Annotated in this window: 20 protein-coding genes; 10 read left to right on the top strand and 10 right to left on the bottom strand. The window is 58.2% G+C overall.

Features of this window, described 5'->3' with window-relative positions; genetic code table 11:
* Window positions 1–79: 79 nt before the first annotated feature.
* Together ACXPVS_RS18265 and ACXPVS_RS18260 are read left to right on the top strand one after the other, a co-directional pair.
* Window positions 80–802, top strand: coding sequence for a response regulator transcription factor (locus ACXPVS_RS18265; protein WP_458511171.1), 723 nt, complete (start codon window positions 80–82; stop codon window positions 800–802).
* Window positions 789–2,276, top strand: coding sequence for a histidine kinase sensor domain-containing protein (locus ACXPVS_RS18260; RefSeq protein WP_458511170.1), 1,488 nt, complete (start codon window positions 789–791; stop codon window positions 2,274–2,276). The genes ACXPVS_RS18265 and ACXPVS_RS18260 overlap by 14 nt, the downstream gene beginning before the upstream one ends.
* Before the next feature lie 63 nt (window positions 2,277–2,339).
* Here the strand turns inward: ACXPVS_RS18260 and ACXPVS_RS18255 are convergent, their stop codons facing one another.
* The 4 genes from ACXPVS_RS18255 to ACXPVS_RS18240 form a co-directional block, all read right to left on the bottom strand.
* Window positions 2,340–2,528: a hypothetical protein gene (locus ACXPVS_RS18255; protein ID WP_458511208.1), complete on the bottom strand. Its 189-nt coding sequence runs from the start codon at window positions 2,526–2,528 to the stop codon at window positions 2,340–2,342.
* A gap of 43 nt (window positions 2,529–2,571) precedes the next feature.
* Window positions 2,572–2,778 carry a hypothetical protein gene (locus tag ACXPVS_RS18250; RefSeq protein WP_458511169.1) on the bottom strand — a complete coding sequence of 69 codons (207 nt, stop codon included), beginning with the start codon at window positions 2,776–2,778 and terminating at the stop codon, window positions 2,572–2,574.
* Between the two features lie 485 nt (window positions 2,779–3,263).
* The gene (locus ACXPVS_RS18245) at window positions 3,264–3,449 is read right to left on the bottom strand and encodes a response regulator transcription factor (protein ID WP_458511168.1); all 186 of its coding nucleotides are present in this window, start codon (window positions 3,447–3,449) and stop codon (window positions 3,264–3,266) included.
* A gap of 39 nt (window positions 3,450–3,488) precedes the next feature.
* Window positions 3,489–4,769, bottom strand: coding sequence for an HlyD family secretion protein (locus tag ACXPVS_RS18240; protein WP_458511167.1), 1,281 nt, complete (start codon window positions 4,767–4,769; stop codon window positions 3,489–3,491).
* A 344-nt stretch (window positions 4,770–5,113) separates the two neighbouring features.
* Between ACXPVS_RS18240 and cysM the strand changes: the two genes are divergently transcribed.
* The 5 genes from cysM to ACXPVS_RS18215 all read left to right on the top strand — a co-directional run bounded on the left by cysM (window position 5,114) and on the right by ACXPVS_RS18215 (window position 11,144).
* Window positions 5,114–6,016: a cysteine synthase CysM gene (gene cysM / locus ACXPVS_RS18235; RefSeq protein WP_458511166.1), complete on the top strand. Its 903-nt coding sequence runs from the start codon at window positions 5,114–5,116 to the stop codon at window positions 6,014–6,016.
* Window positions 6,016–7,368: a 23S rRNA (uracil(1939)-C(5))-methyltransferase RlmD gene (rlmD, locus tag ACXPVS_RS18230; protein WP_458511165.1), complete on the top strand. Its 1,353-nt coding sequence runs from the start codon at window positions 6,016–6,018 to the stop codon at window positions 7,366–7,368. Before cysM ends, rlmD begins: the two co-directional genes overlap by 1 nt.
* A 122-nt stretch (window positions 7,369–7,490) precedes the next feature.
* Window positions 7,491–9,734, top strand: a complete 2,244-nt coding sequence (gene relA, locus ACXPVS_RS18225) for a GTP diphosphokinase (RefSeq protein ID WP_458511164.1) — start codon at window positions 7,491–7,493, stop codon at window positions 9,732–9,734.
* 5 nt (window positions 9,735–9,739) lie between these two features.
* A complete protein-coding gene (mazG, locus tag ACXPVS_RS18220; protein ID WP_458511163.1) occupies window positions 9,740–10,573 on the top strand; it encodes a nucleoside triphosphate pyrophosphohydrolase in 834 nt (277 codons plus the stop codon).
* A gap of 28 nt (window positions 10,574–10,601) precedes the next feature.
* Complete coding sequence (locus ACXPVS_RS18215; protein ID WP_458511162.1) at window positions 10,602–11,144, top strand: DUF2058 domain-containing protein; 543 nt, start codon at window positions 10,602–10,604, stop codon at window positions 11,142–11,144.
* Window positions 11,145–11,226: 82 nt separating this feature from the next.
* Here ACXPVS_RS18215 and ACXPVS_RS18210 read toward each other — a convergent pair whose 3' ends face one another.
* From ACXPVS_RS18210 to ACXPVS_RS18185, 6 genes are all read right to left on the bottom strand, one after another.
* Window positions 11,227–11,415, bottom strand: a complete 189-nt coding sequence (locus ACXPVS_RS18210; RefSeq protein WP_458511161.1) for a hypothetical protein — start codon at window positions 11,413–11,415, stop codon at window positions 11,227–11,229.
* Window positions 11,416–11,692: 277 nt separating this feature from the next.
* The gene (gene fabB / locus ACXPVS_RS18205) at window positions 11,693–12,913 is read right to left on the bottom strand and encodes a beta-ketoacyl-ACP synthase I (protein WP_458511160.1); all 1,221 of its coding nucleotides are present in this window, start codon (window positions 12,911–12,913) and stop codon (window positions 11,693–11,695) included.
* Window positions 12,914–12,924: 11 nt separating this feature from the next.
* Window positions 12,925–13,440: a 3-hydroxyacyl-[acyl-carrier-protein] dehydratase FabA gene (fabA, locus tag ACXPVS_RS18200; protein WP_008148022.1), complete on the bottom strand. Its 516-nt coding sequence runs from the start codon at window positions 13,438–13,440 to the stop codon at window positions 12,925–12,927.
* Between the two features lie 247 nt (window positions 13,441–13,687).
* Window positions 13,688–15,589, bottom strand: coding sequence for an ATP-binding protein (locus tag ACXPVS_RS18195; RefSeq protein WP_458511159.1), 1,902 nt, complete (start codon window positions 15,587–15,589; stop codon window positions 13,688–13,690).
* Complete coding sequence (locus tag ACXPVS_RS18190; protein WP_458511158.1) at window positions 15,586–16,518, bottom strand: ABC transporter substrate-binding protein; 933 nt, start codon at window positions 16,516–16,518, stop codon at window positions 15,586–15,588. Before ACXPVS_RS18190 ends, ACXPVS_RS18195 begins: the two co-directional genes overlap by 4 nt.
* 1 nt (window position 16,519) lies before the next feature.
* On the bottom strand, window positions 16,520–18,643 hold the full coding sequence (locus ACXPVS_RS18185; protein ID WP_458511157.1) for a TonB-dependent receptor plug domain-containing protein: 2,124 nt from the start codon (window positions 18,641–18,643) through the stop codon (window positions 16,520–16,522).
* A gap of 196 nt (window positions 18,644–18,839) precedes the next feature.
* Here ACXPVS_RS18185 and ACXPVS_RS18180 point away from each other — a divergent pair, with 196 nt between their 5' ends.
* From ACXPVS_RS18180 to sixA, 3 genes are read left to right on the top strand one after another with little or no spacing between them, the layout of a single operon-like run.
* Window positions 18,840–19,865 carry an NAD(P)H-dependent glycerol-3-phosphate dehydrogenase gene (locus ACXPVS_RS18180; protein ID WP_458511156.1) on the top strand — a complete coding sequence of 342 codons (1,026 nt, stop codon included), beginning with the start codon at window positions 18,840–18,842 and terminating at the stop codon, window positions 19,863–19,865.
* Window positions 19,866–19,896: 31 nt separating this feature from the next.
* On the top strand, window positions 19,897–20,244 hold the full coding sequence (locus tag ACXPVS_RS18175; protein WP_458511155.1) for a DUF4389 domain-containing protein: 348 nt from the start codon (window positions 19,897–19,899) through the stop codon (window positions 20,242–20,244).
* On the top strand, window positions 20,241–20,693 hold the full coding sequence (gene sixA / locus ACXPVS_RS18170) for a phosphohistidine phosphatase SixA (RefSeq protein WP_458511154.1): 453 nt from the start codon (window positions 20,241–20,243) through the stop codon (window positions 20,691–20,693). Before ACXPVS_RS18175 ends, sixA begins: the two co-directional genes overlap by 4 nt.
* Window positions 20,694–20,800: the final 107 nt, after the last annotated feature.

Here is a 20,800-nt window from a genome sequence, read left to right as displayed (position 1 = left end):
ACGTCAGGGGCAAACCTTGTGTTGCCCGCAGCGAGGCAATCTTGAATAATCGTCAACTGAGAATTATTTGCAGATAGTTATGACTCCCATCACTGTTGGTCCTCCTCGTATCCTGTCTATAGAAGACGACCTCGTACTCGGTGCTTATGTTCATGAGCACCTGGGACGTTGCGGTTTTCAGGTGACGTGGTGCCAGAACGGTCTGGAAGGCTTGACCATCGCCCGCCAGCAAACCTTCGATGTGGTGCTGATGGATATTCTGCTGCCGGGCCTGGACGGGCTGAATGTACTGACGCAATTGCGTCAGAGCCATTCCACCCCGGTGGTGCTGATGTCGGCGCTCGGTGCCGAGTCGGATCGCATCAGTGGTTTTCGGCTGGGCGCCGATGATTACCTGCCCAAACCCTTCAGCATGGTCGAGTTGCGGGTGCGCATCGAAGCGATCCTGCGACGGGTCGCGCTCGATCGCCGGCCAGCGCCGGCACCGACTGCCCCTTCGGCGGGCAGCCTGGGCTTTGACGATGAATCCTGTGATGTTTTTTATGGTGAACACACTGCCGGCTTGACCCGCAGCGAATACCGGTTGCTGGAAACGCTGAACCGCAATGGCGATGAAGTCCTGAGCAAAGCCTTCCTGTATCAGCATGTGCTGCAGCGCGGTTACGCGCCCCATGACCGCAGCCTCGACATGCACATCAGCCAGATCCGTCGCAAGCTCAAGGCCGTCGGTTACGTCGAGCGCGAAGTGCGCACGGTGTGGGGCAAGGGTTACGTACTGAGTGCTGTCGATGAAGTGGGCTGACCTGCCGGGCAGGCATTCGCTGTTCTGGAAACTGGCGTGTTTGTTAGTGGCGTTTTGCCTGCTGATGATCTGGCTCAGTTGGTCCTGGGGTCGCTACATGGAACAAAAAAACCTGTTCCTGTCCCACGAGGCACGGGGCACACTGATGCGCTACGCCGCCAAGGCCGAGCAGGCGTGGAATCAGCGCCAAAGTGCGGGCATCGATACCTGGTTGCAGAGCGTCGGCCATCGCGAGTCGACATGGGTCGGTGTAATTGGCGGCGATTTGCAGTCATTGAGCAGTTACCCGCTGACTGAAAAAGAAACCCGGCGCCTGACCTTTTTACGCGGTCTGGATTGGCCGACGAGTCGCCATAGCAAAGGATTGCCGTGGTTGAGAGTGCCCTTCCCCAAGGATCCGTCCGCTGGCAGCCTGGTGATCGAACTGCCCCGGCGTTTTGTGCCCGGGCACTACCGGGTGTTCTGGCGGGTGATCACCAACGGGGTGATTCCCGGGCTGTTCACCTTGCTGCTGTGCGTCGGTCTGTATCGGTTGCTTGTCGTGCCTTTGAACAGTCTGCGCGAACAGGCCAATGCCTGGCGTGCGGACCAGTTGAACGTGCGGTTGTCGAGCCGCATCACCGATCGTCCGGATGAACTGGGTGAGCTGGGCCGGGCCTTCGATCACATGTCCGAGCGCCTGCAAGGCACGGTGGCCCTACAGCAACAACTGTTGCGCGACTTGTCCCACGAATTGCGCACGCCACTGAGTCGCCTGCGGGTGGCCAGCGAAAGCGAGCAGGGGTTGAGGCAATTGCGCGAGCGCATTGGCCGAGAAGTCGATGGTATGCAGCGTCTGGTGGAAGACACCTTGCAACTGGCCTGGCTCGACACCGAACGCGCGCCGCTGCCCGACGAATCGATCCAGGTTCAGGCGTTGTGGGACATGCTCACGGAAAATGCCTGCTATGAAAGTGGTTGGCCGACGAGCCAGTTGCAGTGCACGGTGGATTCGTCCTGCTGGGTGCGCGGCCATCTCAATACGTTGGCTCAGGCGCTGGAAAACATCCTGCGCAACGCCATTCGTCATTCACCGCCGGGTGGCGTTGTGCGTCTTGCTGGACAGCGCGATGGCGATTTCTGGCATGTGTGGCTGGAGGATGAGGGCGGCGGGGTGGCAGAGGCGGATCTTGAGCGGATCTTCTCGCCGTTCATTCGGCTCGACGGTTCGCGGCCGGGGGATGGTGGGTTCGGGTTGGGGTTGAGCATTGCCAGGAATGCGGTGCAGCGCCAGGGCGGGAGTCTTTGGGCTGAGAATACTGAGGTAGGGTTGCGGCTGAATATTCGATTAGTGGCTGATGGAAGTGTTGACAGTCAGACTGCTTTCGCGAGCAGGCTCGCGATTAGGCCCTTCGGGTCACCATCACGAAAAGTCTCACCACTGGTGCGACAATTATCTTGGTCGCCCAGCGTGATCATTTTTCAGCCAGAGTAAACGCTCGGAAGAGCGCGAGTTCTACCCTGCATATGTGCAGGAACTGTGTTCGAAGCGCGAGATTTAACCACTCAATAACGCGTTAACTTCAATAATATCGGCTTCACTTAAAGCCCCTACTGTGGCCTTAAGCTGTAGCTGAGCCAGCAAGGTGTCATAACGTGCGCGAGACAACTGTTGAACGATGTCACTCAATTTGCCTTGAGCCTCCAGCACATCGATACCAACTCGCATACCTACCTTGTAGCCGATGTGATTGGAGGCAAGCGCCGAATGTGCGGACGACTTCGCAGCCTCAAGTGCCTAAACCTGCTGGTCCTAAGATAAATCCTCCGACTGCGCCGGTCACGGTAGCTCCGATAAGCCCTTCAGCACTACCTTCTCCGGTTGCCATGGAGTTTCCTATATATCCAGCTGCTGCTGTAACACCACCAATTAAGGCTCCGGGGGGGGCTACGGCACCTGCAACAAATTCTAAGTCATATATTGAGAGTTCTTTCATGGTTAAACTCCATTGTTCTATTTTGTCTATCTTGTAATGGTCGGGAGAATATATTTTATTGTTAAGTATGCTATCAGTGGAACTATGTATGCTGTCAGTATGGTTACTGCTAGGCTTCTCTGTATCCCCCATCGCATGCGCAGCAGTTTGAAAAAACAATAGTAGAGAAGAAATGTAATGGCGACGACAATAGAGGGGGTAAGGGCGTCAGAGACTGTGCCCACCACAAAGCGTATGCCAAATATATACATGCTCCACTCTTTATTGTTATCAACAAGGTTTTGCTTGGTCATGAGATTTTGTGCTCTGTTTGCGAATACCTGTTTTATGGTTTTAGTTGTGTTTTATGTTTTTTAGTGGGTAAAAAGTCGAATTACGGTTTTATCGATTTAAGCTTTAAATCATATTTTTTGAGGAGATAGGTCGGTGTGAGAGTATTGCTTTGAACGGTTTGGTGATGTAATCCTACATGTGTAGGGTATGGCTTAAATATTTGAGTTTTTCATTTTTTCTACAAATAGCTCAGATCTAGATTTAACCCCATGTTGATGAAAGATCGAAGATACGTAATCGCGTACCGTGAAGTCGCTTATCCCCAGCTCCCGAGCGATTTGTTTATTGGTCTTTCCTTGTAGAAGTAAATGCAAGATTTCTTTTTCCCTATTAGTCAATTAGGTGTTGCTCCCTGCTGTTCGTGATTAAAGTCAGATTCAATACGAGCGTTTTCCAGTGATTGAATAAATCGGCTCCAGTGCCCATTCATAGAGCCGGCGTTTGTCTTGCACGATATCAGCCTCAAGCAACATGCCGGCCTGCAGTGGTTGTGAGTTGCCGTATAGATTAATCGTCTGGGAATCGAGCTTGACGGTTACGCGGTAGAAGAGTTCGGTTGGCTCGGTTGCTTCATGAACAACGCTTGCAATGTGCGTTGGTAGTTCCTGAACTGCATAAGGGCTTTTCGCCAGATCGATAATTCGACCTCGTGCCATACCGAATTTTTGATAGGGATATGCGGGATATCGGATGAGTACTGTCTGACCCTTTTCTATGAAGCCCACTTTTCGTGAGGCTACATACATGTGAGCTATAAGATCAGCACCTTGGGGAATGAAACTGGCAAGAAGTGCCCCCGCTGTGACCTGTTGGCCAACTTGAACATTCAATCCGGTTATAGTTCCGGCAAATGGGGCAGAGCTGACTTGCTTGTTGCGGATGTCGTTTTCCGCCTGTTCCTGTCTAATCAGTGAGATGCCTTTGTCTATTTCGGCGATTTCGTTGCGGTGCCTTAATTCGGCCTCCTGGCGCTGCATCTGCAGTTCCATTTGTTCGCGATTGAGGCTAGCGCGAGCTCGCTGAATACTTTGCTGTTGTCCAAGCAATGCGAGAAGTTGTCCTTCCTCCTGTTGATACTGGGCGACAGAAATGAAGCCAGCCGCTACTAGGTCTTTTAGTCTCTTATGCTGAATCTCGGACAAATCTACACGTCGAGCGATCAGGCGGACCTCTTCTCGATACTGACCCAACTCTCCGGTAATCGTCACGAGTCGGCTATCAAGTAGGCGAATTTGTCCTGCGATGCGATCATTTGCGGATGTGCGATTACGTTCCAGCGCCAGTAAACGCTGAGTGAGCTGTTCCGCTATCAACTGTTGTGTACCGCCGGTAGCACTGACGCGTTCGCCGGAGATTACAAACAGGTCCTCACCACCGCCTACAGTCTGGCCTTCGTGAGCAAAAACTTCAGTGAGTAGCCCTGTTGTAGGAGATGTCAGGCGTAACATGCCCTGCTCAGGCATGAGCAAACCTCCCACGGTAGCTTTACGGGTATACGTTCCAAAGTAAGAATAGATCACAACCACCAGTATTAAAGCTCCAGCCAAAATGGCTGCGACACCATATCCCCAAGGTTGATGTATCAGTACGCTACCGAAGCGTTGTTCGTTTTTCGCACTGATAGCTTCAGATCGAAATAAAGCTAAAGCGTCGGACATCGTTTTTAGTCTTTAGAAGGTTATCGATGTGCAGCATCGCGCTACTTGGCGTGATCGCACTACAAAGACTATCGATGAAAGTCATTACCCACCAGTTCACGCAAACCGCCAAAGCTTGAGTGAAACGTCCGACGAAAGCGTCCTTAAAAGCCGACATTTTTTAGAAAATCAGTTTTTCCTACATGTCAAATGCTTCCGTCTGTAAGGCGAGGCTTGCACACTAGCGACTGCACACCTCTTCACCCTTATTCCCATAAACCATAAGCACCGTACTTTGCGTGATATGGCCTGGATCGGTTTGCCGGTATGATAGTCGCCCCCGCAGTCTGGATTGCGAATACGCCATGACCTTGCAGTACCCAACCATCGCCGATTGCGTCGGCAACACTCCGCTGGTCCGTTTGCAGCGCCTGCCTGGCGCCACCAGCAATACCCTTTTGCTCAAGCTCGAAGGGAATAACCCGGCGGGTTCGGTCAAGGACCGTCCGGCGCTGTCGATGATCACCCGCGCTGAATTGCGCGGGCAGATCCAGGTCGGCGATACGCTGATCGAAGCGACCTCGGGTAACACCGGGATCGCCCTGGCGATGGCCGCCGCGATCAAGGGTTACAAGATGATCCTGATCATGACGGACAACTCCAGCGCCGAACGTAAAGCCGCCATGACCGCGTATGGCGCCGAGCTGATTCTGGTCACTCAGGAAGAGGGCATTGAAGGCGCCCGCGACCTCGCCCAGCGAATGGAAGCCGAAGGCCGCGGCAAGGTGCTGGATCAGTTCGCCAACGGGGACAACCCCGAAGCGCACTACATCACCACCGGCCCGGAAATCTGGCGCCAGACCGAAGGCACCATCACCCATTTCGTCAGCTCCATGGGCACCACCGGTACCATCATGGGCGTCTCGCGCTACTTGAAAGAGCAGAACGAGCGCGTGCAGATTGTCGGCCTGCAACCGATGGAAGGTTCGGCGATTCCGGGCATCCGTCGCTGGCCGCAGGAATACCTGCCGAAGATTTACCAGGCCGAGCGCGTGGACCGGATCGTCGACATGGCGCAAAGCGAAGCCGAAGACATGACCCGTCGTCTGGCCCGCGAAGAAGGCATCTTCTGCGGCGTGTCCTCGGGCGGGGCGGTGGCAGCGATGCTGCGGCTGTCCAAAGAAGTTGAAAACGCGGTGATTGTCGCGATCATCTGCGACCGGGGCGACCGTTACTTGTCGACCGGCATTTTCGACGCGCCCAACTGATGGCCAAGCAAGAGAGAGGCCTGCGCTTCCAGCCCACCGGTGGCAGCAAGGCCCCGCAAATTCCGACTGGTAAAAAGCAGCGCTTGAGTATTGAACGCCTGGCTAATGACGGTCGCGGTATCGCGTTTTTTGAAGGTCGCACCTGGTTCGTCATCGGCGCATTGGCCGGTGAAGAAGTCGAAGCACGCGTATTGGGTGCCCACGGCAAAGTGGTCGAGGCTCGCACCGAACGGGTGTTCCTGGCCAGCGACATGCGCCGCCCGGCACCGTGTCCGCATGCCGGTCGCTGTGGTGGTTGCAGCGTGCAACATCTGCCGCACAACGAACAACTCGCTCTGAAACAGCGCATGCTCGCCGAGCAGTTGTCGAAGGTCGCCGGTGTCGAACCCGAAGAATGGGCCGCACCGTTGAGCGGTCCTGAATTCGGTTACCGGCGTCGCGCCCGAGTGGCGGTGCGCTGGGACATGAAGGCGAAAAAGCTCGAAGTCGGTTTCCGCGCCGCTGGCAGCCAGGACATCGTTGCGATCAACGAATGCACGGTGCTGGTACAGCCCTTGCAACCGATCATGACCTGCTTGCCGCAAATGTTGCGGCGCTTGAGTAAACCTCAGGCGCTGGGGCATGTTGAATTATTTGCCGGATCGAAGCTGGCCGTTTTATTGCGGCACATGGCGCCGCTGTCCGACGCCGACATGACGATCCTCAAGGAATTCTGCGCCTTCCATGAAGCTCAACTGTGGCTGCACGGTGACGGTGAACCGCAACCGGTTGAGGCTGACCAGTCGTTGGGTTATCGACTTGAACAGTGGGACTTGAGTCTGGCGTACCGGCCAGGGGATTTCATCCAGGTCAACGCCGGGGTCAACGAAGCGATGATCGATCAAGCGCTGGACTGGCTGAAGCCGACGGCGGAGGAGCGAGTTCTCGATCTGTTTTGTGGTTTGGGTAACTTTGCCTTGCCGCTGGCCAAGGTCGTTCGCGAAGTGGTGGCGGTGGAAGGTGTGCAGGCGATGGTCGAGCGTGCAGCCGCGAACGCTGCTAGCAACAATCTTCATAATGTGAAGTTTTTTCAGGCTGATTTATCCCAGCCTTTGACCGATGCCGAATGGGCGCGCGAAGGCTTTTGTGCGGTACTCTTGGACCCACCGCGTGACGGTGCTTTCGAGGCAGTACGCAAGCTTGCGTCCCTGGGCGCCAAACGGTTGGTGTATGTGTCGTGCAATCCGGCAACGCTGGCGCGCGATACGGTCGAATTGATCAAGCAGGGCTACCGGTTAAAACGTGCCGGGATTCTCGATATGTTTCCTCAGACGGCACATGTCGAGGCCATGGCGTTATTTGAAGCGAGCTAGGACGGCTCGTCTGGTCCGCTGGCCCGCCCGTGCAGCCGCGTACCGGCCCTGATGTGGGCGCACGGGCAACGAAGGTCAGCGATTTGACGCATTGAATCTGCGTCGTAGGGAAGGTAAGCAAGATGGTACAGGTGAGAGCACACCAGCCGATCAACACCGACGGCAGTATCAATCTCGAGGCTTGGCTCGATCACGCGGTCAGTGTCGATCCGGCACTGGATCGCGAAGCCTTGAAAGAAGCGTGCGAGTTTGCTCGTGCGTCTGAACAACAAGCCAATGCGGCGAAAAACCTGTGGTCCGAAGGGACCTCGAGTTTTCGCACGGGCCTTGAGATCGCCGAGATTCTCGCCGACCTCAAACTCGATCAGGATTCGTTGGTTGCCGCGATCCTGTATCGCGGCGTGCGCGAAGGCTTGATTGAGTTGCCGGCGGTCAGCCAGCGCTTCGGTCCGGTGGTCGCCAAACTCATCGACGGTGTGTTGCGCATGGCGGCGATCAGCGCCAGCCTCAGCCCCCGTCAATCCCTGGTGCTGGGCACGCAGGGCCAGGTCGAAAACCTGCGCAAGATGCTGGTCGCCATGGTCGACGACGTTCGCGTTGCGCTGATCAAACTGGCCGAACGCACCTGCGCAATCCGTGCGGTGAAAACCGCCGATGACGAAAAACGCAACCGCGTCGCCCGTGAAGTCTTCGACATCTACGCGCCGCTCGCCCACCGTCTCGGTATCGGTCATATCAAGTGGGAGCTGGAGGACTTGTCCTTCCGTTACCTTGAGCCCGACCAGTACAAGCAGATTGCCAAGTTGTTGCATGAGCGGCGCCTGGATCGCGAGCGCTTCATCGCCGATGTGATGAACCAACTTAAAAACGAACTGACCGCCACCGGCGTCGATGCCGACATCAGCGGCCGGGCCAAACACATCTATTCGATCTGGCGCAAAATGCAGCGCAAGGGTCTGGAATTCAGCCAGATCTACGACGTTCGCGCCGTTCGCGTGCTGGTGCCAGAAATGCGCGATTGCTACACCGCGCTCGGTATCGTCCACACACTGTGGCGGCACATCCCGAAAGAATTCGACGACTACATCGCCAACCCGAAAGAGAACGGCTACCGCTCGCTGCACACCGCGGTAATCGGCCCCGAGGGCAAGGTGCTGGAAGTGCAGATCCGCACCCACGCCATGCACGAAGAAGCCGAGCTGGGCGTGTGTGCGCACTGGAAGTACAAGGGCACCGACGTCAAGTCCGGCTCCAACCACTACGAAGAGAAAATTTCCTGGCTGCGCCAGGTCCTCGAGTGGCATGAAGAGTTGGGCGACATCGGCGGCCTGGCTGAACAGCTGCGGGTCGATATCGAGCCGGACCGGGTCTACATTTTTACCCCGGACGGTCACGCCATCGACTTGCCGAAAGGCGCGACGCCGCTGGACTTCGCCTACCGCGTGCACACCGAAATCGGTCATAACTGCCGTGGCGCGAAGATCAACGGGCGCATCGTGCCGCTCAACTACAGCCTGCAAACCGGTGAACAGGTCGAGATCATCACCAGCAAGCACGGCACCCCGAGCCGCGACTGGCTGAACTCGAACCTGGGTTACATCACCACGTCGCGGGCACGGGCGAAGATCGTTCACTGGTTCAAATTGCAGGCGCGCGATCAGAACGTCGCGGCCGGCAAAACTTTGCTCGAGCGCGAACTCAATCGCCTCGGTCTGCCAGCGGTGGATTTCGACAAGCTGGCCGAAAAGGCCAACATGAAGACCGCCGAGGACATGTTCGCCGCCCTCGGTGCCGGCGATTTGCGCCTGGCACAACTGGTGAACCTGGCGCAGCAACTGGTCGAGCCGGAACGCGGCAACGAACAGCTGGAACTGATTCCGCGCAAGGCCACCGGTTACAAACCGGGCAAGCGCGGCGACATCCAGATCCAGGGCGTCGGCAACCTGATGACCCAGATGGCCGGCTGCTGCCAACCGCTGCCGGGGGATGCGATCGTCGGTTACATCACCGTGGGCCGTGGCGTGAGCATTCACCGTCAGGACTGCGCCTCGGTGCTGCAACTGGGCGGGCGCGAGCCCGAGCGGATCATCCAGGTCAGTTGGGGGCCGGTGCCGGTGCTCACCTATCCGGTGGACATCATCATCCGCGCCTACGACCGGTCCGGGTTGCTGCGCGACGTTTCGCAAGTGCTGCTCAACGAGCGAATCAACGTGCTGGCAGTCAATACCCGCTCGAACAAAGAGGACAACACCGCGTTGATGTCCCTGACCATCGAGATTCCGGGGCTGGATGCACTGGGGCGGTTGCTGGGGCGGATTTCCCAGTTGCCGAACATCATCGAAACCCGCCGTAACCGGACGCCGTGAAACCGATGTACAGCCTTGAAGACTTGCTTCATCTGATGAGCCGTCTGCGCGACCCGCAGTACGGCTGTCCGTGGGACATCAAGCAAACCTACGAAACCATCGTCCCGCACACCCTTGAGGAAGCCTATGAAGTCGCCGACGCCATCGAGCGCGGTGACTTCGATCACTTGCAGGGAGAGTTGGGCGATTTGCTGTTCCAGGTGGTTTATTACAGCCAACTGGCACGGGAAGAAGGGCGTTTCGAATTCGCCGGTGTGGTCGACAGCATCACCCGCAAGTTGATTCGCCGTCATCCTCACGTGTTTCCCACGGGTGATGTGTACGCACCGCTGGATGTTCCGCGGCTCAATGAAGATCAGGTCAAGCAGCGCTGGGAAGAGATCAAGGCTGAAGAACGGGCGGAGAAATCTTCGGCACCCGAACAACTGTCTTTGCTCGACGACGTACCCGCAGCACTGCCGGCATTGTCCCGTTCGGCGAAGTTGCAGAAGCGCGCGGGGCAGGTCGGTTTCGACTGGCCGCACGCCTTACCGGTGCTCGACAAAGTGCGCGAAGAGCTCGATGAAGTGCTCGAAGCCATGGCCGACAATGACTCGGCAGCGATTGCCGATGAAGTCGGTGATTTGTTGTTTTCCGTGGTCAATCTGGCGCGTCATCTCAAGGTCGATCCGGAAACCGCACTGCGTGGCGCCAACAGCAAGTTCGAAAGACGCTTCCGTTTTATCGAACAGGCATTGCGCGACACCCACCGTCCCATAGAAGATTGCACCCTCGAAGAGTTGGACGCCTTGTGGGGCGAAGCCAAACGTCAGGAAAAGAATTTGCCCAGCTGCGGTTGAGCAGTTGCCTAAGTGAGTAATAAGCACCATGAGCATTTCCCTTCGCGACCAGTTGCTCAAAGCAGGGCTGGTCAACCAGAAGCAGGCCAAACAGGTCGGCAAAGATAAGCAGAAACAGCAGCGTCTGGCCCACAAAGGTCAGGTTGAACTCGATGACTCGCAGCAGCGGGCGACTCAGGAGGCCATGGCCGAGAAGGTCAAGCGCGATCAGGAGTTGAACCGTCAGCAACAGGAGAAAGCCGAGGCCAAGGCTCGCGCTGCTCAGGTCAAACAATTGATCGAAGTCTCGCGTCTGCCGAAACTGACGACCGAGGACTACTACAATTTCGTTGACGACAAGAAGGTCAAGCGCATCTCCGTTAACACCCTGATGCGCAACAAGCTCAGCAGCGGCTCCCTGGCCATTGTGCATCACGCCGGCGGATACGAAGTGATCCCCCGTGAGGCGGCCCTGAAGATCCAGGAGCGCGATCCACGGCGCATCGTGCAGTTGAATGTGAAGATCGAAGAAGTCGCTGTCGAAGACGATCCGTACGCGGCGTATCAGATCCCTGACGATCTGATGTGGTAAGCCGTTAAAGGCTGCAACAACGACAAACCCCGCTTAAGCGGGGTTTGTCGTTTTCAATGCGGGCATTGCTTATGCGCAGCGGCTAGGCGGATCGTTGTTCGCGTTGCTGCTCCAGTTTTTCCAGTTCGGCCTTGTAACTGTGGGCATCGGTTTCGGAGTGGAACATCCCCACCAGCATGTCTTGTTGGTGCACGTCCCAGATCCGGATACCGGCGGCTACGCCTTCGTGGGATTTATGTGAATCGTCGCGTTCAGTTACTTTTACAGTCATCTGCTAGCTCCAATCTCTGTTATCTGCAGCAAGGCGTGTGCAGGACTCCGTTATATGTTTGGTTAGCCTGCTAAGTAAACGACTGAGTTTGGTAACGAACTTTTGCGAATTTGGTAAAAGTCCTGCAGCCCGCCAAACACGCGACATTCGGTCGCAGGGCGTTGAATTTCATGACAAAAGCTTCATGTTCGTATGCAACAAAATTCATTTTCTCAAGGCACATAAAAACGCCCCGAACCAGTCGGGGCGTTTTTATGTGCAGCGAAGCGGCGGGGTATTACTTGCCCTGCCAGCGCTTCAGCACCAGCGTGGCATTGGTGCCACCGAAGCCGAAGCTGTTGCTCATCACGGTGTTGATGGTGGCGTCTTCACGAGTCTTGGTCAGGATCGGCATGTCAGCCACTTCCGGGTCCAGTTCGTCGATGTTGGCGGAACCCGCCATGAAGTTACCTTCCATCATCAGCATGCAGTAGATCGCTTCGTGAACGCCGGCGGCGCCCAGGGAGTGACCCGACAGGCTCTTGGTGGAGCTGATGGCCGGAGCCTTGTCGCCGAACACTTCACGCACACCTTTCATTTCCATGACGTCGCCGACCGGAGTCGACGTGCCATGGGTGTTCAGGTAGTCGATCGGAGCGTCAACGGTGGACATGGCCATCTGCATGCAGCGGATGGCGCCTTCGCCGCTTGGGGCGACCATGTCGTAGCCGTCGGAGGTCGCGCCGTAGCCAACGATTTCCGCGTAGATCTTCGCGCCGCGGGCCAGAGCGTGTTCCAGCTCTTCGACCACGACCATGCCACCACCGCCGGCGATGACGAAACCGTCACGCTTGGCGTCGTAGGCACGGGAAGCTTTTTCCGGGGTTTCGTTGTACTGGCTGGACAGTGCGCCCATGGCGTCGAACAGGAACGATTGGCTCCAATGCTCTTCTTCACCGCCGCCGGCGAACACGATGTCCTGCTTGCCCATCTGGATCTGTTCCATGGCGGTACCGATGCAGTGAGCACTGGTGGCGCAGGCAGACGCGATGGAGTAGTTCAGGCCCTTGATCTTGAACGGCGTCGCCAGGCAAGCGGAAACGGTGCTGCTCATGGTCCGCGTGACGCGGTATGGGCCGACGCGCTTGACGCCTTTCTCGCGCAGGATGTCCAGCGCTTCCATCTGGTTCAGCGTGGAGGCGCCACCGGAACCGGCTATCAGGCCAGTACGCGGGTTGGAGACTTGCTCATCGCTCAGACCGGAGTCGGCGATGGCGTCTTTCATGGCCAGGTAGGCGTAAGCCGCCGCGTGACCGACGAAGCGAAAGATCTTGCGATCGATCAGCTCTTCGAGGGGAAGGTCAATGGAGCCGGAAACCTGGCTACGCAGACCCATTTCGGCATATTCCGGGTTGAACCGGATGCCAGGGCGGCTTGCACGCAGGTTAGCGGAGACGGTCTCTTTGTCATTGCCCAGGCACGAAACGATGCCCAGACCAGTGATAACGACGCGGCGCATGCGGATAACCCTTAGAAGTTGTCAGTGGAGGTAAAAACGCCGACCCGAAGGCCTTCGGCGGTGTAGATTTCGCGGCCGTCGACGCTGACCGAACCATCGGCGATGGCCAGGTTCAGCTTGCCCTTCAGTACGCGCTTGATCTGAATGTTATAGGTTACTTTCTTGGCTGTAGGCAGAACCTGACCGAAGAATTTCACTTCGCCCGAACCCAGGGCGCGACCGCGGCCCGGCAGACCTTGCCAGCCGAGGAAGAAGCCGACCAGTTGCCACATGGCGTCGAGGCCCAGGCAGCCTGGCATCACCGGATCACCTTCGAAGTGACAGGCGAAGAACCACAGGTCCGGAGTGATATCCAGCTCAGCGACCAATTCACCCTTGCCGTACTTGCCACCCTCGGCGCTGATATGGGTGATGCGATCCACCATCAACATGTTCGGGGCGGGCAGTTGTGCGTTACCTGGGCCGAACAGCTCACCGCGACTGCAGCGCAGCAGGTCTTCCCGAGTAAAGGCGTTTTGTTGGGTCATGCGAGCTCCTCAATAGTCCCATGCGGCAGGTGGGGCAAATCTTCCCGGCCGATCGAAGCGTTCATGCCTCGAGTCAGCAGCCTACTCATAGACTATTGCGTTGTGGTGAAAGTCACAGCACCAAGGACATGAATGTACACTTGTGCACTGAAATTATTATTCAAGCCCCTTTTCGGGCCTGTTCGGGTGCCTAAGACTGCCGCACTTTCGCCTTTCACGCCAGTCGCAGATAGCCGAAAGGCCTGCACTACTGCACCCAGCGTTGCAGAATTTGCTGCAAATCTGTGCGTTTGAAGGGCTTGGCCAGGTAATCGTTCATTCCCGCCGCCAAACAGGCTTCGCGGTCACCCTGCAAGGCGTTGGCGGTCAGTGCGATGATCGGCAAGTCTGTGCAGCCGGGTAATTGGCGAATCTGTCGGGTGGCCTCGTAACCGTCGATGATCGGCAGCCGACAGTCCATCAAAATGGCTTCAAAAATCAGACTCTCCGCACTGCGCACTGCCTGGGCGCCATCGGTGGCGACGCTGACAGTAAAGCCCAGACTGCGCAACATTGCTTCGATGACCGTCTGATTGACCGGATTGTCTTCCACCAGCAACACGTTGCGCCCTTCGCCATCACCGCTGCCGATCGGTGCGCGCGGCGCCAGCACGGGCAGCGTCTGTTTATAGCGCGCCAGCGGGATTTCCAGGGTGAACACCGAGCCGCGACCTTCCTCACTCTGGGCGCGTAACGTGCCGCCCATGCGTTCAGCCAGCGTGCGAGCAATCGGCAGGCCTAGCCCGGTGCCACCGTATCGCCTCGAAATAGAACTGTCGGCCTGCTGGAAGGCGTTGAACATCAATTCCAGTCTTTCAGCCGAGATACCAATCCCGCTGTCGCGCACGGTGCAGGTGAACCACAGCAACTCGTGATCCAGCGACTGCCATTGCGGTTCGATGCTGACGCGGCCCTGTTCGGTGAATTTCAGCGCATTGCCGATCAGGTTGACCAGGATCTGCCTGATCCGCGTCGGGTCGCCCTGCACCTGCAGCGCACGCATGTCGTGCGGAATCGATAGCGCCAGGTCGAGCCCGCGTTGCAAGGCGCTGTGCGAGAACGACTGGGCGCAACTGCCGATCAGGTCCGCAAGGTTGAACGGAATGTGTTCCAGCTCCAGTTCCGAACGTTCGATGCGCGAAAAATCGAGAATGTCGTTGATGACTTTGAGCAGGTGTTCTGTGGACTCCGAGGCAAGCGCCGCGTATTCGACCTGCTCCTCGGTCATCTCGGTGGTTTCCAGCAGTTGCAGCATGCCCAGCACGCCATTCATCGGCGTGCGCAGTTCATGGCTCATCATCGCAAGGAAATCGGATTTGGCGTTGTTGGCTGTTTCGGCTTCCTCACGAGTCTGAATCAACTGCGCCATCGCTTGATGCTGTTCGCGGCTGGCTTGTTCGAGCCCGTTGGCGAGGTTGTTGATGTGTTGCGACAACGCGCCCAGTTCAGTGTCGTCGACGATCGGCAGCGGCGTTTTGTAATCGCCGTCCTGAATCGCCTTGACCGCATTGCCGATGTCGCGGATCGGTTGCGACAGGCTGCCGGCCAGTCGCCGGGCGACCAGGAAAGTAAACAGCAGGGCGAACAGCGCCAGGATCCCGGCCTTGAGCAGGATTTCCTGCTGACGCTGGCTGAAGGCGTCATTGGACAGGCCAACGATCACCCGACCCAGATAATCCTCGGCGGGCGCCGTGTTAGCGACGCGGCTGTCCTGCAGGAAATCATTGTGCAGTTGGATGCGTTGCAGCCGCACCGGGGCCTGGAACACTTCGACCTGGTGCGAGCGGGTGTGGGTTTGCGACGGTTGCTCGACGTACACCAGAATCCGGTTGGCGCTGTCCTGGACTTCCAGAAAGCGCACATTGGGCGTGGCCAGGGTGGCCTTGAGCAAACTGTCGAGCACCTCGATGTTACCCGAGATAACCCCGTATTCAGTGGCCGGCGCCAGCTGGTTGGCAATCAGCTGTCCGGTGTGGTTGAGCTCCTGACGCAGGTCCTGGATCCGCACGAAGGTGAAGAAGCTGATCAACAGCAACGTCAGCAACAGGGCAGGGCCGAGGCTGATGATTTGTGTGCGGGTGTTGATGTCCCAACGGCGACGGAAGGTCATGGGCGGTTTTCTCCTTCGGCCAACTGCGTTGCGACAGACGCTTCATTCATCTGTTCAATGCCTAATGAACGAGCCACTTGCGGGTTACTTAAGACTTTGAAGCGTTGTGGGTAGCGCGTGCGTGGCCAGGTGGCCGGTGGCCGGTCGAGTAGTTCGTCGAGCATCGCCAGCCAATCGCTCTGATCGCTGTAGGTGCTGGCCAGGCTCCCGGCCCTGACGAACCCGGCGTTAGGGCCGATCATTGCCAATTGCCGTGCATAGCTGCTGAGCAACAGGTTTTTCGCGGTTTTGGGGTTGTACAGATCGGGGTCGTCGAGGCCCAGCAACACGTCGCTGTTCTTCAGCAAGGTCTGCAGTGGCCGGTTGTCGTTCGTGTTATCCCAGCGCTCGGTGACCACCTCAAGGCCCAGGGAATGGGCGGCTTGATGCAATTCTTTCAAGAGGAACTCGCTGTGGCTGTCGAAGAGTACGCCGACCCGCTTGGCCTGAGGCAGCAGCAGTCGGGTCAGGTGCAATTGTCGGTCCAGGGGCGGATCGCTCCAGAGCAGGCTGAGGCGCGGGGGCAGGGTCGCCCCCAGATGCTGACGGGCTTGCAAGCGACTGATGCGCAGTACCAGCGTCGCCGGGCCCTGGGCGTCTTGCAGGCGCCAGTCGAGGCTCGGCAGGTCGAGCAGAATCAAACGGGTGCCGACGGGCAGTTTGCCTGGCGCCGGCAGACTGGCCAGTGGCTGGAAGCGCACGTTATCGGCAGGCCGCAACGCGCTCAGGGCCTGGGTGAAGGATTGCATGCCCGGGCTGTCCTCGGCGCCAGTCAGCAAAATGTCTGCGGCGCTGGCTTCCAGGTTGTTCAGCAGCCCGGCAAACACCAGGCACAACCCGGCCAGCAGGCGGCCAAGGATTGGCGTCTTGCGTGACGGGCTATAGCGCATCTTAGAACGCCAGCTCTGCGCTGAAGTAAAGCACCCGGCGCTCATCGTAGTTGTTGTCGACGAAGGTCGTGGGCTGACGGTCGAGGCGTTGCTGGAGCACACCGGCCAACTCCAGGCTGGCCTTGCCCAGGCCGATGCGTTTGGCGATGCGCGTGTCGACCCGTTCGAAGCGATAGCCGTTCAGGGCATCGTCACCATAGTAGAAAAGCGCGCTGTTCCAGCCATGGCCCCAGTGGTGCAGCCAGCCGGCGGAACCGCTGTTTCGAGCCGTCTGTTGCGCATCCTGTGGATTGCTCGCCTCGGCATCGACATAGGCGTAGGTCAGGCGCAGGCGATCGACGCTGCTGAGTCGCCAGTCGAGCTGGGTTTCTGTCCCGGAGAAGCGCGCGCTGTTTGAGTTGCTGGCGATGTACTGGTTGTTGCGCAGCGGCTCGCTGATCATCCCGGTGATTTCGTCGTAGAACAGCTTCACATCGACCGCCAGTCCCCACTGCGCAAAGTAGCCGTTGTAGCCCAGCTCCCGGGAGCGCATGTGTTCCTGGTCGAGGTCTGCGGGGCCACGGGTCTTGACGAAATAACGGGCGCTGGACTGACCATAGGCGCTGGGTCGCAGGTTCTTTACCTGATAGCTCCAGTTGACGTTGTTCTCGAACATGTCCGGCGAGCGGATGGCTTCCGAGTACACCGCCCGCAGGCCATGGCGCGGGTTGATCAGGTAGTTGACCGCCACTCGCGGAGTGAGCGAACTGCCGATCAATTGCGTGTCTTCGAACATCGCTCCGCCCTGGAGCAACCAATGCTCGGTGGCGCGCCACTCGAGTTGGCCGAATGCCCGCCAGGTGGTGTCGTCGAGGGTGCCATTGAAGTAGGTCTCGGAATCTGCCCGGTCGTAACGATAGTTCATGCCGCTGACCAGTCGCAGGCTGTCGGACAGGCTGAGGGTATCCTGCAGTTCAAGGTCGTAGCGCGATTCCCGGGTGCTCTGGTCAATATCGCCACAGAGGGTTTGCCGGGCGCCGTTTCGCCATTGCTTCAGCACTTGATTGGCCAGTGCCCGCTGGGCCGGGTCACCTGCGGGCGCGCCGGGGCCGGTGTAGCGCTCCATGTTACGCGCCAGGCGTTCGGAGTAATTCGGGTTGAGCTGCCAGAGTTCGGTCAACTGCGGGCTGAACGAAACCTCGGCATCGCAGGCACGCCAGGTCTGTTGACGATCCCAGTGCTGCGCCGAGCCCTGGATGTAAAGGCTGTGATCGGGATTGATGTCGAGGTTCCAGCGCAGTGAGCCGGCGTAGTCCTTGGCGATAACGTCGGCATTGTTCCCGGCAGTGGTGATCCCCGAGAAGACCGGGCGGTAGGTATACGGCCGCTGGTTGGTCCCGTCCTTGGCATTCAACTGCCAGTCGATGCTCTGGTTTTCGGTGAGCGTCTGGCTGACGGCGAGGTTAAAGCGGTTCAAGCGGCGGTTGTCGCGGTAGTCGGCGCCGTTACGATCCGAGTCGAAGCCGTCGTCTTGCTGGCCGGACAGTGACAGGCGCAGGTCGCCGCCGTCCCAGTCCACGCCCTGGCTGGCGTAAAAGTCGTCGATGCCGCGCTGCCCGCGGGTGACTTTCATTCGCGTGCCGTGGCTGTCGGCCGGGTTACGCGTGATGATGTTGACCACCGCCATCAGCGCATTGGCGCCATAGCTGACGGTGTTCGGGCCGCGGAAAACTTCAATACGTTCGATGTCCTCCATGGCCACCGGAATGTCACTCCAGTCCACCGTGGCCAGGCCTGCGCGGTACACCGAACGGCCGTCGATCAACACTTGCATGCGTCGCGCTTCGGTCGCATTGGTGCCGTGATAGTTCACCGCCGCCTGGTTACCGTTGATGTTGCCGACCATCATGCCCGGCACCAGTCGCAGCAACTCACTGATGTCCCGGGCGCCACTGGCGTTGATCAGTTCGCTGTCGATCACCGTCATGCTCCCCGGTACCGCGGCTGGCGACTGCTTGAGCCGCGTAGCGGTCAATACTTGCGGCAGCGACTCGCTGTCGAGGAACAAGTCGTCGGCGAGCAATGGCGAGCTGATAATCAGCGCCAGAACCAGCGGCGAGCGAGGTGATGGGGAGCCAAACAACACAACACATCCTTGATAGCGAACAGTTGGCGCGCATGTTAACCGAGAGCAATGACTTTTCCAGTCACGTTGTGGGCATTTTCCTCGGTTTTCTTGGTCTTCTTCCTACAAGTGTCGGTATTTGATGCGGGGGCTGGCCGCCACTGGGCCGCTCCGTATAATGCCGACATCGCCACTGGTATGGATTAACGGATTGCATATGACTGAACAGCGCCCAATTGCGGTCCTGGGAGGCGGAAGTTTTGGTACCGCCGTGGCTAACCTGCTGGCCGAGAACGGGCATCAGGTCCGACTGTGGATGCGTGACCCCGAGCAGGCCGAGGCCATTCGGGTCAATCGCGAAAACCCGCGCTACCTCAAAGGCATCAAGATTCTGCCGGCCGTGGAAGCGGTCACCGACCTGCTGGCCACGCTACAAGCCTGCGACCTGTGCTTCGTCGCACTGCCGTCCAGCGCGCTGCGCTCGGTATTGATGCCGCACGCCGAACGTTTGAGCGGCAAATTGTTGGTGAGCCTGACCAAAGGCATCGAAGCCCACACCTTCAAATTAATGAGCGAAATCCTCGAAGAGATCGCCCCGCAAGCGCGCATCGGCGTGCTGTCCGGGCCGAACCTGGCCCGTGAAATCGCCGAACACGCGCTGACTGCCACGGTGGTCGCCAGCGAAGACGAAGATCTCTGCCAGCGGGTCCAGGAGGCGTTGCACGGTCGGACCTTTCGCGTGTACGCCAGCGCCGACCGCTTCGGTGTGGAGTTGGGCGGCGCGCTGAAGAACGTTTACGCAATCATCGCCGGCATGGCGGTGGCGCTGGGCATGGGCGAAAACACCAAGAGCATGCTGATCACCCGGGCGCTGGCGGAAATGACCCGCTTTGCGGTGAATCAGGGCGCCAACCCGATGACCTTCCTCGGTTTGGCGGGCGTCGGCGATTTGATCGTCACTTGCTCGTCGCCGAAAAGCCGTAACTATCAGGTCGGATTCGCCCTTGGCCAGGGTTTGAGCCTGGACGATGCAGTGACACGCCTTGGCGAAGTCGCTGAAGGCGTGAACACCCTCAAGGTGCTCAAGGCCAAGGCTCAGGAGGTGGGCGTGTACATGCCGCTGGTCGCCGGGCTGCATGCCATCCTGTTCGAAGGGTGCACGCTGGAGCAGGTGATCGGTCTATTGATGCGTGCCGAGCCGAAAACCGACGTCGACTTTATTTCCACCAGCGGTTTCAATTGAGCACTCAATTGACAGGGGCAGGGAGCGAGACATGAACGATCCGAAAACAGAAGCCAAGTACGAATCTATCCTGCTGCGCGTGTTGTGGATGATCGTCTACGTGCTGGTCTGGCAAGTGGCGCAATTCATCCTTGGCGCCGTGGTGTTGGTTCAGTTGATCTATCGTTTGATCTATGGCGCGCCAAGCGCCAGCCTGATGAACTTCGGCGACAGCCTGAGCCAGTTTCTGGCGCAGATCGGTCGATTCGGCAGTTTCCACAGTGACCAGAAGCCTTGGCCGTTCGCCGACTGGCCGACGCCGCGTACACCGGAAGGTGAAGCGCCGCACACTGTGGCGCCAGCCCCGCATCCGGCCCGAGATGAGGAGCCGAAACTATGAAACTCTGGGTATTGCGTCATGGTGAAGCCGAGCCATACGGTACTCGCCCGGACTCCGAGCGGACCCTGACCGTCAAGGGTCGCGAAGAGGTGTTGCGCACTGCGGCGCAGTTGATCGGTAAGCCGCTCACTGCCATTTATGCCAGTCCTTACCTGCGAGCGCAGGAGACGGCAGAAATTGTGCGTGCCGCGCTGAATTTCGCACCGCAGATTCGCACCGTCGATTGGCTGACCCCCGACAACCGCCCGCAAGCGGTGGCAGAGCAGTTGGTGTCTGAGGATCACGCGTTGCTGGTCAGTCATAACCCGCTGGTGGGCAACCTGTTGGGTTACTTGCAGCACGGCCATGTGCAAGACCCGGAAGCGGTCCGCACCGCAGGCCTGGCAGAACTTGAAGGCGATTTGCCGATGGCCGGCGCGATGAAACTCAACGGCATCAAGCACCCGTAAAATAGTCAGCCGAGCAACTGCTTGGTTGGCTACGCTTGCTCCAGACCAAAAGTAAAGGAGCGAGTCGCATGCCTGTTGCTTTTCGTTTGCCGCTGGACATCTTCCTA

The organism is Pseudomonas sp. Ma2-10 (assembly GCF_054330215.1).
The sequence above is the reverse complement of the archived record's forward strand: the minus strand, read 5'-3'. Positions and strand labels throughout refer to the sequence as shown.

Excerpts from the sequence above, each read along its gene's own strand:
- ACXPVS_RS18265 (WP_458511171.1), top strand. The coding sequence starts at position 80 with ATGACTCCCATCACTGTTGGTCCTCCTCGTATCCTGTCTATAGAAGAC.
- ACXPVS_RS18260 (WP_458511170.1), top strand. The coding sequence starts at position 789 with ATGAAGTGGGCTGACCTGCCGGGCAGGCATTCGCTGTTCTGGAAACTG.
- ACXPVS_RS18250 (WP_458511169.1), bottom strand. The coding sequence starts at position 2,778 with ATGAAAGAACTCTCAATATATGACTTAGAATTTGTTGCAGGTGCCGTA.
- ACXPVS_RS18240 (WP_458511167.1), bottom strand. The coding sequence starts at position 4,769 with ATGTCCGACGCTTTAGCTTTATTTCGATCTGAAGCTATCAGTGCGAAA.
- cysM (WP_458511166.1), top strand. The coding sequence starts at position 5,114 with ATGACCTTGCAGTACCCAACCATCGCCGATTGCGTCGGCAACACTCCG.
- rlmD (WP_458511165.1), top strand. The coding sequence starts at position 6,016 with ATGGCCAAGCAAGAGAGAGGCCTGCGCTTCCAGCCCACCGGTGGCAGC.
- relA (WP_458511164.1), top strand. The coding sequence starts at position 7,491 with ATGGTACAGGTGAGAGCACACCAGCCGATCAACACCGACGGCAGTATC.
- mazG (WP_458511163.1), top strand. The coding sequence starts at position 9,740 with ATGTACAGCCTTGAAGACTTGCTTCATCTGATGAGCCGTCTGCGCGAC.
- ACXPVS_RS18215 (WP_458511162.1), top strand. The coding sequence starts at position 10,602 with ATGAGCATTTCCCTTCGCGACCAGTTGCTCAAAGCAGGGCTGGTCAAC.
- ACXPVS_RS18210 (WP_458511161.1), bottom strand. The coding sequence starts at position 11,415 with ATGACTGTAAAAGTAACTGAACGCGACGATTCACATAAATCCCACGAA.
- fabB (WP_458511160.1), bottom strand. The coding sequence starts at position 12,913 with ATGCGCCGCGTCGTTATCACTGGTCTGGGCATCGTTTCGTGCCTGGGC.
- fabA (WP_008148022.1), bottom strand. The coding sequence starts at position 13,440 with ATGACCCAACAAAACGCCTTTACTCGGGAAGACCTGCTGCGCTGCAGT.
- ACXPVS_RS18195 (WP_458511159.1), bottom strand. The coding sequence starts at position 15,589 with ATGACCTTCCGTCGCCGTTGGGACATCAACACCCGCACACAAATCATC.
- ACXPVS_RS18190 (WP_458511158.1), bottom strand. The coding sequence starts at position 16,518 with ATGCGCTATAGCCCGTCACGCAAGACGCCAATCCTTGGCCGCCTGCTG.
- ACXPVS_RS18180 (WP_458511156.1), top strand. The coding sequence starts at position 18,840 with ATGACTGAACAGCGCCCAATTGCGGTCCTGGGAGGCGGAAGTTTTGGT.
- ACXPVS_RS18175 (WP_458511155.1), top strand. The coding sequence starts at position 19,897 with ATGAACGATCCGAAAACAGAAGCCAAGTACGAATCTATCCTGCTGCGC.
- sixA (WP_458511154.1), top strand. The coding sequence starts at position 20,241 with ATGAAACTCTGGGTATTGCGTCATGGTGAAGCCGAGCCATACGGTACT.